The 12,946-nt window shown below is 73.1% G+C and carries 11 protein-coding genes; 4 read left to right on the plus strand and 7 right to left on the minus strand.

The window, feature by feature from the left end; translation table 11 throughout:
- The first annotated feature begins 71 nt into the window (after positions 1–71).
- Genes DEJ31_RS13870 through DEJ31_RS13880 form a run of 3 tightly spaced genes read left to right on the plus strand, consistent with a single transcriptional unit; the run spans position 72 to position 1,975 of the window.
- Complete coding sequence (locus DEJ31_RS13870) at positions 72–524, plus strand: MarR family winged helix-turn-helix transcriptional regulator (RefSeq protein ID WP_258366315.1); 453 nt, start codon at positions 72–74, stop codon at positions 522–524.
- A gap of 31 nt (positions 525–555) precedes the next feature.
- Entirely contained in the window at positions 556–978 is a 423-nt protein-coding gene (locus DEJ31_RS13875) for an organic hydroperoxide resistance protein (RefSeq protein ID WP_111122154.1), read from the plus strand.
- A gap of 22 nt (positions 979–1,000) precedes the next feature.
- On the plus strand, positions 1,001–1,975 hold the full coding sequence (locus DEJ31_RS13880; RefSeq protein ID WP_111122189.1) for a zinc-binding dehydrogenase: 975 nt from the start codon (positions 1,001–1,003) through the stop codon (positions 1,973–1,975).
- Positions 1,976–2,050: 75 nt separating this feature from the next.
- On the opposite strand, the gene DEJ31_RS13885 is transcribed toward DEJ31_RS13880, so the two are convergent.
- The gene (locus DEJ31_RS13885) at positions 2,051–3,511 is read right to left on the minus strand and encodes a sugar porter family MFS transporter (RefSeq protein ID WP_110904216.1); all 1,461 of its coding nucleotides are present in this window, start codon (positions 3,509–3,511) and stop codon (positions 2,051–2,053) included.
- 295 nt (positions 3,512–3,806) lie between these two features.
- Here DEJ31_RS13885 and DEJ31_RS13890 point away from each other — a divergent pair, with 295 nt between their 5' ends.
- Positions 3,807–4,745 carry a LysM domain-containing protein gene (locus tag DEJ31_RS13890; RefSeq protein ID WP_111122155.1) on the plus strand — a complete coding sequence of 313 codons (939 nt, stop codon included), beginning with the start codon at positions 3,807–3,809 and terminating at the stop codon, positions 4,743–4,745.
- A 13-nt stretch (positions 4,746–4,758) separates the two neighbouring features.
- Here DEJ31_RS13890 and DEJ31_RS13895 read toward each other — a convergent pair whose 3' ends face one another.
- The 6 genes from DEJ31_RS13895 to DEJ31_RS13920 form a co-directional block, all read right to left on the minus strand.
- Positions 4,759–5,391: a collagen-like protein gene (locus DEJ31_RS13895; RefSeq protein WP_111122156.1), complete on the minus strand. Its 633-nt coding sequence runs from the start codon at positions 5,389–5,391 to the stop codon at positions 4,759–4,761.
- Between the two features lie 185 nt (positions 5,392–5,576).
- Positions 5,577–6,476, minus strand: a complete 900-nt coding sequence (locus DEJ31_RS13900) for an NmrA family NAD(P)-binding protein (RefSeq protein WP_111122157.1) — start codon at positions 6,474–6,476, stop codon at positions 5,577–5,579.
- A 73-nt stretch (positions 6,477–6,549) separates the two neighbouring features.
- Complete coding sequence (locus DEJ31_RS13905) at positions 6,550–7,914, minus strand: hypothetical protein (protein ID WP_220034874.1); 1,365 nt, start codon at positions 7,912–7,914, stop codon at positions 6,550–6,552.
- 132 nt (positions 7,915–8,046) lie between these two features.
- On the minus strand, positions 8,047–9,012 hold the full coding sequence (locus DEJ31_RS13910; protein ID WP_111122158.1) for an NAD(P)-dependent oxidoreductase: 966 nt from the start codon (positions 9,010–9,012) through the stop codon (positions 8,047–8,049).
- On the minus strand, positions 9,009–11,753 hold the full coding sequence (locus DEJ31_RS13915; protein WP_258366316.1) for an alpha/beta fold hydrolase: 2,745 nt from the start codon (positions 11,751–11,753) through the stop codon (positions 9,009–9,011). Before DEJ31_RS13915 ends, DEJ31_RS13910 begins: the two co-directional genes overlap by 4 nt.
- Positions 11,750–12,823, minus strand: coding sequence for a 3-oxoacyl-ACP synthase III (locus tag DEJ31_RS13920; protein ID WP_110904227.1), 1,074 nt, complete (start codon positions 12,821–12,823; stop codon positions 11,750–11,752). The genes DEJ31_RS13915 and DEJ31_RS13920 overlap by 4 nt, the downstream gene beginning before the upstream one ends.
- Positions 12,824–12,946: the final 123 nt, after the last annotated feature.

A 12,946-nucleotide genomic window follows, 5' to 3' on the forward strand; every position in this document is an offset into this window, starting at 1 on the left:
GACGCCCGCCCTGCCTGGACATCCACCCCACTCGGTTGTGCGCAACCCGATGGCGTGCAACAGTGGTGGACATGCCGGTGACCGACGAGATGGTGTGCTTCTCCCTCTACGCAGCGACCCGGGCGACGACCCAGGCGTACCGCACGCTGCTCGAGCCGTGGGGCCTCACCTACCCGCAGTACCTGGTCCTCGTGACCCTGTGGGTCGAGGGTGACCAGACGGTCTCGAGCCTGGGCGACCACCTGCAGCTCGACTCCGGCACGCTCTCCCCGCTCCTCAAGCGGATGGAGCAGGCCGACCTGGTCCATCGTGAACGCCGCAGCACCGACGAGCGAGTCGTGACCGTCACGCCCGGGGAGCGCGGGCTCGCCCTGCGCACCGAACTCGCCCACGTGCCGGCGCGCATCGCCGCCGGCACCGGCCTCGCCGACGAGCAGTCGGCCACCGAACTCATCGCGACCCTGCACCGCCTCACCGAGACGATGCACCGAGCGGCGGCAGCGCCCGCCCCGGTCGCGGACTGACCAGACAGACCCACGAAGGAAGGAACCCCACATGGACGTCCTCTACACCGCAGAAGCCCTCTCCACCGGAGAAGGCCGCAACGGCAAGGTCCAGATCAGCAACAGCACGCTCGAGCTGGACATGGCCATCCCCGAGGAGATGGGCGGCTCCGGCGCCGGCGCCAACCCCGAGCAGCTCTTCGCCGCCGGGTACGCCGCGTGCTTCCACTCCGCGCTGCAGGGCGTGGCCCGTGCGCAGAAGGTCAAGGTCACGGACTCCTCCGTCGGCGGTCGCGTCCAGATCGGCCCGAACGGCCAGGGCGGCTTCCAGCTCGCCGTCATGCTCGAGGTCGTCATCCCGGGCATGGACCACGACCAGGCCCAGGCCCTTGCGGACGCCGCACACCAGGTGTGCCCGTACTCGAACGCGACGCGCGGCAACATCGACGTCACGATCACCGTCTCGGAGGACTGAACCGATGGCAGACCAGAACACGATGCGCGCCGTCGTCCACCCGGAGTTCGGCGAGCCCGCCGACGTCCTGACCGTCGAGCAGCGTCCCGTCCCCACCCCGGGCGTCGGCCAGGTCCTGGTCCGGACCGTGCTCTCCCCGATCCACAACCACGACCTGTGGACGATCCGCGGCACCTACGGCTTCAAGCCCGACCTGCCCGCCCAGTCCGGCACCGAGGCGCTCGGCGTCGTCGAGTCCCTGGGCGAGGGCGTCACGAACCTGACCGTCGGCCAGCGGGTCGCCGGTGGCACGTTCGGTGTCTGGGCGGAGTACTACGTCGCCGACGCGGCCGGGCTCATCCCGGTGCCGGACGCGATGCCCGACGAGTCCGCCGCCCAGCTCGTCTCGATGCCGTTCAGCGCGATCAGCCTGCTGCACTCGCTCGACCTGCACGAGGGTGACTGGCTCATCCAGAACGCGGCGAACGGTGCCGTCGGCCGCATGGTCGCGCAGCTCGGTGCCGCGCGCGGCATCAACGTCATCGGCCTGGTGCGTCGCGCCGCCGGTGTCGACGAGCTCCGCGAGCAGGGCATCGAGCGCATCGTCGCCACCGACGCGGACGACTGGCGCGACCAGGTGACCGCCATCACCGGCGGTGCCCCGGTCCTCGCCGGCGTCGAGTCGGTCGGCGGGACGGCCGCGGGCGACATCGCCTCGGTCCTCGGCGACGAGGCCACCCTCGTCGTCTTCGGCGCGATGGCCTCCCCCACGCTCGAGATCCCGTCCGGCAAGGTCATCTTCGGCCAGCTCACCGTGAAGGGCTTCTGGGGCAGCGTCGTCAGCCGCACGATGCCGTCCGACACGAAGCAGCAGCTGTTCGGCGAACTCATCACGCGCGTGCTCGACGGGTCGCTGACGCTGCCCGTGTCCGAGACCTTCGCGTTCGAGGACGCTCGCGACGCCGCCCGCGCGAGCGACGCCGCGGGCCGGGTCGGCAAGGTGCTCCTGCGCCCGTAAGACGCGACCACGCGACGGACGGGAGGCCCGGTACCAGCTGGTACCGGGCCTCCCGTCCGTCGTGGGGTCGCGACGTCAGTGCGTGCGGCGACCGACCTTGTCGACGGTGAAGATGTTGCCGGTCGTGACGCCTTCTTCGACCTCTTCGAGGGTGCGACCGCGGCTCTCCGGCACGAACTTCCAGATGAACAGCAGCGCCAGCAGACCGACGATGCCGAAGCCGAAGAACGTGCCGGTGATACCGGTCGCGGCGACGATCGACGGGAAGTACAGCCCGAGGAAGGCGTTCGCGATCCACAGGCAGAACACCGAGATGCCCATGCCGAGCGCGCGGATCTGCGTCGGGAAGATCTCGGACAGCACGACCCAGACGGCGATGTTGAGGAACGTCTGCATCGATCCGACGAACGCGACGACGAGGAACAGGATCACCCAGGGGCGGGCGGGGTTGCCGTCGGGCAGGGCGACGGAGGCGATGCCGATGAGGAAGTGGCAGAGCGTCGTCAACGAGAACCCGATGATCAGCGTCGTGCGGCGGTTGATCCGCTCCATGTTCATGATCGCGATGACGCCACCGATCACGGCGATGACCCCGGGTGCGATGTTGGCGATGAGGGCCGCGGAGGCCTGGAAGCCCGACTCGATGAGGACGGTCTGGCCGTAGTACATGATCGAGTTGATGCCGGTGAGCTGCTGCGCGACGCCGAGGCCGGCACCGATGAGCACGATCCGGATCAGCCACTTGTTGCCGAGCAGGGTGTGCCAGCCGCTCTGGCGCTGGACCTGCGCCTCGATCTCGTTGCTCCGCTTGATGTCCTGGATCTCGGCCTCGGCCCGCTCGTCGGAGCGGATCTGCCGCAGGACGTCGAGCGCCTCGTCGTTGCGGCCCTTCGACGCCAGCCAGCGCGGCGACTCCGGGACCCGGAGCATGCCGACGAACAGGGCGATGGCGGGCAGGGCGCACACGGCGAGCATGATCCGCCAGACACCGTTGCCTTCTCCCCAGAGGCTGCCGATGAGCGCGTTCACCAGGAAGGCGGCGAGCTGCCCGATCACGATCATGAGTTCGTTCCGCCCGGACAGCGACCCACGGATCTCGTACGGGGCCAGTTCGGCGAGGAACACCGGGACGACCGTCGACGCCCCGCCGACCGCCAGGCCGAGGAGCACGCGGCCGACCACGATCACGCCGAACGTCGGGGCGAAGACGCACGCGAGCGTCCCGACGAAGAACGTCACCGCGAGCACCAGGATCGTCTTCCGGCGACCCCAGCCGTCGGCGATGCGTCCGCCGAGCATGGCACCGATGGCCGCACCGAACAGCAGGGAGCTGGTCACGACGCCCTCGGTGAAGTTCGTCAGACCGAGCTCCTGCTTCATCGGGAGCAGAGCGCCGTTGATCACGCCGGTGTCGTAGCCGAAGAGCAGCCCGCCGAAGGTGGCGACCAGCGCCAGCAGCCCGAGGCGGCGGCGGTGCGGGCCGGTGCCGACCGGGGGCAAGGTCACAGTCGGTGCTGCCGGTTTGATGTCGACCATGTCGGTGACTCCTTCGTCCGTGATCGCGCGTCGTTGCGTGGAAGTGATCGTGACCCAGAAACTTTGTCCTGTCAACCGGACAACCGGTTGTTTCACGACTTGGACCGGTCCATGAAAGCCCTGGTCAGTGTCGGAGCGGTCCATCACGCGTTCGGAGAGCGTCTCCGCTCGCGAGGTGGGCCATGTCTGATCTTCCCACCCCGCTGGTGACGTCGCCGCCGGTAGGCTCTCCGGGTCAGAAGACGACGATCCATCACGCACGACACGGATCGCAGGGGACGAGCGCAGGGGGACCATGCACCACGGGAACGGACTCCAGGGGAACAGCCGCAGACTGACGGCAGCACTCGTGCTCGCCGTCGTGGTCACGACCGCCGCGGCCAGCTGCTCGCTGCTCCGCGGGTCGGACGAGTTCCCCGCGCCGCAGCGGAGTTCCGCCAGCGCCGCTCCGCGCACACCCCAGGCCGACCCGAGCGCGAGCGCCGAAGCCCGCCGCATCTCCGAGTCCGCCTCTCCGCGAACACCGACGGCCGTCCCGACCGAGGCCGCCTCGCCGGACCCCACCGTCTCGCCGATCCCGGTCGGCAGCGTCCTCAGCGAGGCCGACGTCGTCTCACCGAAGGGGAGCGTCCGGTTCCACTACCGCGTCGTCCTCGGCGCGGACGGCACCCCCACCGCGCAGTGGACCGGTTTCGCCTCGACCCTGCCGGTCCCCGTCGCGACCACGTTCCTCGAGACGCCGCCGTCGGTCGGCGACGGGATCACCTGGCACGGCGTCGGCGACACCACCCTCGGCGGCGGCCCCGGCGCAGCGGCAGCACCCGCCTCGACGGCGCTCGACCCCGGCCGCGCAGACCCGTCCTGGCTCGGCACGATCGTCGTCTACTCGGCGGCGGCCTCGGCCAGCCCGGACCTCCCCGTCGAGATCGGGCCCGGCAAGGTGCTCGCCGTGCAGCCCGTCCGGTGGTCGGTACCGGCGCGCACCACGAACGTGCACCCGGTCGACGGCGGAGCCCGGCCGAACGCCACCGGCAAGTCGAGCAGCGAGGGCTCGCCCGACGGCGCCCCGACCGCCTACCGGATCGCGTCGGAGGACCTCATCGGCGCCGTGGCGAGCCGTTTCGGACTCTCGGTGAAGGACCTGGTCTGGCTGAACCCGGACGTCACGGTCTACGGCGACCAGCAGTACCTCTACGAGGACACCGTGCTCAACCTGGACCCGTTCCGACGCTGAGGCCGAGCGGACGTCAGCGTCCGGTCGTGTCGTCTCGCCCGGCCGACCCGTCGTGCCCCGCCGACCCGTCGTGCCCGACCGACCCGTCGTGCCCCGCCGACCCGTCGTGCCCCGCCGACCCGTCGTGCCCGACCGGTCCGTCGTGCCCGACCGGTCCGTGGTGCCCGACCGGTCCGGCGTCGAGGACGTCGCCGAGGGCCGACATGCCGGCGCCGTGGTCCGTGTAGCGGCGGACCGTCCGTCGCGCGGCAGCGCGTGCCGCACCGGTCAGCCGCTCGTTGCGTCGCGCGGCGTCGGCGACCCGGCCGGCGTGCCCCGCGGTGGAGAGCAGCACGTTCGCGAAGGCCCGGGCGTCCCCCTGCTCCGGGATGCCGGTCACCGTCCACGCACTCCGGACCTGTGCGTCCGGCGTGACCCCGCGACGGGTGCCCATCCGACGCCAGTCCGAGAGTGCGCCCTCGGTGCGGTCGGCGGCGCGGCCGGACTCCGCGGCGCGCTCGGCGTCCGCGGGCCGACGACGCTCGGGTGCCGGCGCAGCCGAGGCCGCCTCGGCGCGGTCACGCGCGGCGGTGTCGTCCCCGCCCACGGCGGCGATGCGGGCGGCGTGGGCCGCTGCTGCGGCCGCGAGGATCTCGGAACGGTCCATGTGTCGACGGTACCCCGGACGACCGACGTGGTGCGGGCCTCCCGGCCGTGAGACACCCCGCCGGACACGAGACGCCGCCACGAGACGCCGCCACGACGTCGAGACGGCGCCGTTCCCAGCGGCGTCTCGACGACACGGCGGCGTCTCGACAGCCCGGCGGCGTCTCGACGACCCGGACCTCGCGGTCAGACCCCGAGGTGCACCGCCAGCACGTCCCGCACCGACGTGTAGTCGTGGGAGCCGTAGCGATCGTTGCGGACGTGGCGGAGCTCGGCTTCGCCGCTGAACATGCTCACGAAGTACTGCATCCCCTGCCAGGCCGGGAAGGTCTCGTCCTCGGTCGACGACAGCCGCCGTCCGGTGCGGGCCATCGCGGACAGGAGGCCCGTGGTCCCGGCCCACTGCAACCGGAACGTCCGTCCGGTGAGCCGGGACATCGTGTCCGCCAGTTCCCGCGAGGTCACCCGGTCCCCCGCGACCTCGACGACCCGCGGGGCGTCGGTGTCGAGCGCCACCCGCGCGGTGACCCAGGCGACGTCGTCCTTCGTGGTGAAGTCGAGCACCTGGTCGGGCGAGGACCAGAACAGCACGCGCTGCCGGTCGAACAGCACCAGCGGCGCCTGCCCCGTGAGCATGTCGGCGAAGGCACCGTTGAGCACCGACGTCGCACGGATCGACGCGGCGTCGACGTCGGCGGCGAACTCACGGCGGAGCTCGAAGTTGCGGTTGGTGCCGGGCGTGACCGAGCGGTAGTCGGCCGCGTAGTCGGACGGCACGAACCGCTGCACACCGGCGTCGACCGCGGCTGCGAGCAGGGCGCGCTGGGCGTCGACGATGACCGAGCGGGTGCCGCTGACGGCCGAGACCACGACCTCGACGCCCTCGAGCGCCCGGAGCAGTGCGGCCCGGTCGGTGTAGTCGGCGACGACGACCTCGACCCGGTCCTGGTCGGCGAACTGCTCGGCCGCGCGGTTCGATCCCCCGCGCGTCAGGACCCGCACGTGCGTGTCGAGGAGCAGGAGTTCGCGGACGATGCGCGAACCGAGGTCACCGGTCGCGCCGGCGACGAGCACAGAGGTGGTCATGCCGTCAACGCTACGGGTGACGATCGCCGACCGCTCAGGTCCTGCCCACCCGGACGCTCGGCGGGCAGCGCGGTCACCACCCGGTGTCGAGCGTGTGCTGCACCAGGAGTGCGGCCAGCACCTGGACCGCCAGACCCACTCGACGCCAGCGGGCAGGCAGCAGCGCGGTACCGACGAGGACCCAGGGTGCGAAGGGCAACCAGATGCGCTCGACCTCGGCCTTGCTCATCCCGGACGCGTCGGCGAGGAACACCATCGCGATCCCGGCGAGCGACAGCAGGACGGGCACGACGACCGGTCTCGGCAGGCGGGACCATGCCCTGATCCCGCCCGCGGCTCCGCGCACCGTCCGGGCGGTCACCGCGACGGTCTGCGCCACGGCCGCACCGGCCAGGGGCCCGGCGCTGAATCCGAACGCGCCCAGGTTGCCCCAGGCCCAGTACGTGATCGGCCGGTTGTGCGCCACGCCGGCGTAGTAGCGCACACGGAGGACCGGGTACGCCTGCCACCACGCGAAGCCCCAGAGGGCGAAGCCCCCGACGACGGCGACCGCACCCCCGACCGCCCAGACGAACGGTCGCCAGTTGCGGGCGGCGAGCAGCACCGCGACGGCGAGGACCCCGAGCAACGGCAGGCCGTAGGACATCATCACGGCGTACCCGAACAGCAGTCCGGCGCCGATCCCCCACCCCGCGGTCGCGGTCCGGGTCCTGCTCGACGCCGCCACGGCCAGCAGGCACGCGGCCCATGCCCCGACGGCGGCGAACACCGCGTCCGCGGACACCGCCGACCACACCGCCGCGGGCCCGAGCACCAGGAAGGGCGCTGCCCGGCGAGCCGCGGATCCGGCACCGAGCAGGCGGAGGGTGAGCAGCACGGCGACCGGCGTCGTCGCCGCGACGAGCAGCGTGACCCACCCGGCAGCGAGACCCGTGGTGACGCCGATCCGGACGAGGACCACGTAGAACAGGAGTGCGCCCGGCGGGTGTCCGGCGATGTGCACCGGCCACTTGCCCGGGCCGCCGACGATCCGCGGGATGTAACCGTCGAGCGTCTCGGCGAACGGCCGACCGGCGACGTCGCGAGCGGTGTCCATGTACTCGTAGCCGGTGTCCAGGATGCGCCCGACGCCGTCGGTGCCGTCCACCAGCGCCAGGGCGGCGAACCACGCCACGGTGACGGCGTACCCGAGGAGCAGCAGCCACGGCCAGCGCAGCCGTGCTGTCAGTCGGGGCGCGGCGACGACCGCGAGCAGCGCCAGCAGTACGGCCGGGACCGTCCCGGGACCGATGCGCGGCTCCCACGAGGCGTGCAGTGGCGGGAAGTACCGGACGTGCACGTCCCACCCGGTCAGACCGGGGACGAGCACCGCGGCGGTCATCACGACGAGCGCGACGGCCAGGCCGATGGTCGCGGGCAGGCTCCGGAGGTCGCGCACCCCGGGAACGGTACCCGTGTCACGCCACCGGCGCGCGTGCGCATCGTCCCGGACGGGAGACCCGTGGCGGCGCCGCCACGGGCCTCCCGTCCGGGACGGGCCGGCACCACGGCGCGCCGCGCCCCGCCGCGGTCAGTGTGCGGCGGCGGCCAGCGCGCGCAGTCCCTCGTCGATCGACACCGACGGCGACCACCGCAGGTCCGCCCGGGTGCGGCGCTGGTCGAACCAGTGCGCCGTCGAGAGCTGTTCGGCGAGGAACCGCGTCATCGGCGGCTCGTCGGTGCCGGGGCGGACCCGCCACACGGCCTCCACGGCGGACCCGGCGATCCGGGCGAGCGCGGCCGGCACGTGTCGGCGGGGCGCGGGGACGCCGGAAGCCGTGCAGATGCCGGCGAGGAGCTCGCCGACCGGGCGGGGTTCGCCGTTCGTCACGACGTACGCCTGGCCGTGCACGTCCTCGGCGCGGTGCAGCGCGGCGACCATCGCGGTCGCGGCGTTGTCGACGTAGCAGGTGTCGATCAGGGCGGCACCGGAATCCAGGACCGGCAGGCGTCCGCTGCGGGCCCGGTCGACGATCCGGCCGACGAGCTGTTCGTCGCCCGGCCCCCACACCAGGTGCGGGCGGACGGCGACGACCGCGAAGCCGGGGGCGTCGGCACCCAGTGCCAGGCGCTCGGCGGCGGCCTTCGTCCGGGCGTAGTCGCCACGGGCGGTCTCGGGGACGGCGGGGGTGGCGTCGTCACCGGCGATGGACGTCCCGGTGTGCGCGACGGAGGGCGACGAGACGAACACGAAGCGTGTGGCTCCGGCCTCGCGTGCTGCGGCGAGCAGGACGCGCGTCCCGTCGACGTTGATCCGCTCGAAGTCGGCGGGGTCCCCGGCGAGCGACACCTTGGCGGCGAGGTGCACGACCGCCTCGACACCCACGACCGCGGAACCGACCGCGGCCGCATCGGTCATCGTGCCGAGCGAGTCGGTGACACCCTCGACACGGGAGGGCCGGCGCTGGAACGTCCGGACCTCGTGCCCGGCGTCCCGCACGGCAGCGGCGACCGCACGACCGAGGAAGCCGCTCGCGCCGGTGACCAGGACCTTCACGGGCGGGTCATCCGTCCCCCGGAGAGCACCGACGACGCCCAGCGGGACAGTCGGGCCCGGTCGACCTTGGAGTTGTGTCGGATGTCCGTCGGCAGCACCGGGACGACGAGGACCGCCGCGACCGGCACCCCGGCCGCGGCGCGGACGCGCTCGGCGAGTGCGGGCTCCGCGAGGCCGGGACGACGAGCGGCGGGGACGGTCTCGACGACGGCGACGACCTGCTGCGTGCCGGCCGGGCCGATGCCGGCGATGCCGACACGGCCGATGCCGTCCACCCGCTCGATGCGCTGTTCGGGGCCGACCGGCGTGACGACGCCGTCCGCGGTGGTGACGACGTGCTGCATGCGACCCTCGACCCAGAGCTGGCCGGACGCGTCGAGGTGCCCGACGTCGCCCGTCCGGTGGCCGCGCGGGTCGTCGACGCCGAGACGCGAAGCCCGGTCGGCTCGCCAGAGTCGGTCGTAGTGGTCGCGCACGTGCGGGGCGACGACGACGATCTCGCCGGTGACGTCCGGCGTCTCAGTGAGTGCTCCGGTCGCGCGGCCGTCGGCGTCGAGCGGGGCGATCCGCACTCGCACCGACGCAGCCGGTCGGCCGACGCAGATGCCGACTGCCGACGTCGCGCCGTCACCGGACGCGGCCGCGCGGACACCGTCCAGGTCGACGTCCGTCATCAGCAGCCCCTCGGTCATGCCGTAGGGGGTGTGCGCACTGGCGTTCGGCATCAGCTCGGTCGCCGCGGTGAGCAGCGCTGCCGACACCGGGGCACCCGCCGACAGGAACAGCCGCACGCGACCGAGTGCCCGCCGGTCGTCGTCGGCGAGGGCCGACGCCGTCGCGACGACGTTCGCCAGGGCCGCCGGGGAGAGGAACACCACGGTGGCGTCCGCTGCGACCACCGCGTCGGCGACCGCTCGTGCGGTCAGCGTCCTGGGCGCGGTGACGTCCATGTCGGGTGCGACCGAACGGGCGCCGAGGGCCGGGCCGAGGAGTGCGAACGGTGCGAAGCCCGCCACCAGGCCGGTGCCGACGCCGACGCCGTACTGGCCGGCGAGGGCGTCCCGCACCGCGCCGAGCTGGCCGTGCGTGTAGACGACGCCCTTCGCCGGTCCGGTCGACCCGGAGGTGAAGAGGACCGCTGCCGGAGCGTCGGAGACGGGCGCGGACGGCAGTGCGGCTCCGGCAGCCAGCCGTGCGGCCCCGCGGCGGGCCACGGCGGCCAGGGTGTGCTCGACCCGCAGGGCCCGGCGTGCCGGTGCGGGGAGCGCCAGGGTCGCGATCCGACGCCCGGGCCAGCCGAGAGCGCGCGCGGCTGCGAGTCCGGGCAGGGCGCCGATGATCCAGTCCGGACGGGCGCCGCGGACGGCGCGGGTCAGCCCGCCGAGGCCGAGTCCGGCGTCCGCGACGACGACGACCGCGCCGATCCGGACGCAGGCGTACAGGGCGGCGGTCAGGTCCGCGCCGGGAGTGACCAGGAGCGACACCCGGTCGCCGGGTCGGACGCCGAGGTCGACGAGCCCGGCGGCGACCTCGTCGATGCGCCGGGCGAGCAGCCGCCAGCTGATCGTCCGGGTGCCGCCGGGTGCGGCCATCTCCACCAGGGCAGGCTCGTCGCTGTCGCGGAGTCCGGTCAGGTGCGTCCAGAGCGGGTGGTGCGCGTGCTCCGCCCGGTCGGCGCTGGCGTCAGCCGTGCTGGCGACGTCGTCGGCCGGGAGGCCCGGTGCGGCCGAGGTGGGCACGACACCGTCCGGCAGGTGGTCACCGAGCCAGTCGAACACCGTCCCGGCGACGTCGGCGTCGTCCGGCAGCAGGTGTCCCGCGCCTTCGAACCGGTGCACGTCGGCCTGCGGCAGCCGTGCGGCGAGGTCGTCGAGGTAGCGCTCGAGGAACACCGGGTCGCGCGGGCCCCAGAGGAGCAGGGCGGGGACGTCCAGCGCCGCGACGCCCGCCGCGATCCGGTCGAGCTCGCGAGCGCTCGGGTGGGTGGCGTCGACGGGGATGTCCGCGACGAAGCCGCCGACGGCGCCCCGCCGTGCGGCACCGCGGTACGGCGCACGGTAGGCGTCGGCGGTCGCTCGGTCGAGCCGCGGGTGCGCGATCGCCAGGGTGGTCTCGATGAACGCTGGCGTGACGACGGTTGCCCGGCCGAGCAGCTCGGGACGGAGCGCCAGGCGGAGCGGCGCCGGGATCGGCGCGTCCTCCGGCTGGTGCACGGCGGTGTTGCAGGTCGTCACCGCGACGACGAGGTCCGGGTGGTCCACGGCCCAGCCGAGGGAGACGACGCCGCCCCAGTCGTGGCCGAGCGTGACGACGGGACCCGCGAGCCCGAGTTCGTCGGTCAGGGCGCCGAGTTCGGCGACCCGGTCCGCCAGGCGGTGGTCGACACCCGTGCGCTCCGAGAAGCCCATGCCGAGCTGGTCGACGGCGACGACGCGCCAGACCGGACCGCCGGCAGCGGCGACCTCGAGGGACCGCGCGACGACCGAGCGCCACAGGTAGGACCAGGTCGGGTTGCCGTGCACGCAGAGCAGCGTGCCGACGGGCTCGACGCCGAGCTCCGCCAGGGACGCGGCCGTGTCGAGGAGGTGCCAGGTCCGCGCCGGGCGGGCCGGGCCTCCCGAGCGGTCAGGAGTCGCGGGGACCGTGACGAGGCGGGACCAGGCCGGGTCGAGTCCGGGCAGGGGCGGCGGGAGCGTCGCCGGAGCCGTGGTCGCGGCGGCGCGCGGCAACCGCGGTGTCACCAGCGCAGTTCCATCATCGCCGTGTTGATGCCGGAGCCGACACCGCCGAGGAACACGCGGTCTCCGGGGCGGATGGAGCCACGGGTGACCTCGTCCGCGAGGGTGATCGGGATCGACGCCGGGCCGACGTTGCCGAAGCGCTCGTAGGTGGTCGGGACCTTGTCACGCTCGACACCGATGGCCTGGACGAAGGCGTTCGTGTGCACGTCCGAGACCTGGTGCAGGACGTAGCGGTCCATGTCGGCCCAGTCGAAGTGGGCACGGGCCTCGTTCCAGGCGGCGACGACGAGCTCCATGCCGCCCTTGAGCAGCATCTTCGCGTCCGTGAACATGCCGTCGACGCTGCCGACGCACAGGTCGTACCACTGGGTCGCCGCGCGGGTGACGCCGCCGACGATCCGGTGGCCGGCCGGGTGCAGGTCCGCCGGGCCGAGCACGGCAGCGGCAGCGCCGGAGCCGAGCGTCAGGCTGGCGAACTCGCTCATGAAGTCCTTGCGGTTCCGGCCGCCCTGGTTCAGGCGGTCGATCGTGTTCAGCTGTACCTGGTCGGCGTCCTCGCCGTCCACGATCAGCGCGTACTTGATCTGACCGGAGTCGATCATGCCGGCGGCGACGCTCATCGCGTTGACGAAGCCGAGGCAGGCGTTCGCGATGTCGAAGTTGATCGCCGACGTCGGCAGGCCGAGGCCGTGGTGCAGCCGCACGGCCACCGAGGGCTCGAGGTGCGGACGGGTCACCGACGTGTTGATGAGCAGGCCGACGTCCTCCGGCTGGATGCCCGCGGCCGCCATCGCCCGACGTCCGGCGTCGATCGCGGCGGTCTGGAAGGACTGGTCCTCGCCCCAGTTGCGGCGCTCCCGCACCCCGGCGACGCGTTCGAGCAGCCCCATCGGCAGGCGGAGCCGGCGGAGCACACCGCGGAGCTTCTCCTCGATGTCCGCGGACGTGGTCACGCGCTCGGCGACGGTGGTCTCCACGGCGAGGATCGCGGCGTTCTGGAAACGGACGGTCGCGTTGCCGGGTCGCTCCGTCTCGGCGCTCGGAGTGTCCTGCTGAGGCCGCTCGGTCATGATCGTCACTTGCACATACTTCCGTATCGATGCTGGGTCTCCGTTGCGACTGCGCCGGACGGACCCCGGGAACGTCGTCGCCGTTGCCGATCCGGCAATCGTACTGGCCGTCCCCGAGCACCG

Source organism: Curtobacterium sp. MCPF17_031, assembly GCF_003234035.1.
Lineage (GTDB): Bacteria > Actinomycetota > Actinomycetes > Actinomycetales > Microbacteriaceae > Curtobacterium.

Coding starts and splice junctions, on each gene's coding strand:
- DEJ31_RS13920 (WP_110904227.1), bottom strand. CDS start 12,823: ATGACCGAGCGGCCTCAGCAGGACACTCCGAGCGCCGAGACGGAGCGA.
- DEJ31_RS13895 (WP_111122156.1), bottom strand. CDS start 5,391: ATGGACCGTTCCGAGATCCTCGCGGCCGCAGCAGCGGCCCACGCCGCC.
- DEJ31_RS13890 (WP_111122155.1), top strand. CDS start 3,807: ATGCACCACGGGAACGGACTCCAGGGGAACAGCCGCAGACTGACGGCA.
- DEJ31_RS13885 (WP_110904216.1), bottom strand. CDS start 3,511: ATGGTCGACATCAAACCGGCAGCACCGACTGTGACCTTGCCCCCGGTC.
- DEJ31_RS13900 (WP_111122157.1), bottom strand. CDS start 6,476: ATGACCACCTCTGTGCTCGTCGCCGGCGCGACCGGTGACCTCGGTTCG.
- DEJ31_RS13875 (WP_111122154.1), top strand. CDS start 556: ATGGACGTCCTCTACACCGCAGAAGCCCTCTCCACCGGAGAAGGCCGC.
- DEJ31_RS13870 (WP_258366315.1), top strand. CDS start 72: ATGCCGGTGACCGACGAGATGGTGTGCTTCTCCCTCTACGCAGCGACC.
- DEJ31_RS13880 (WP_111122189.1), top strand. CDS start 1,001: ATGCGCGCCGTCGTCCACCCGGAGTTCGGCGAGCCCGCCGACGTCCTG.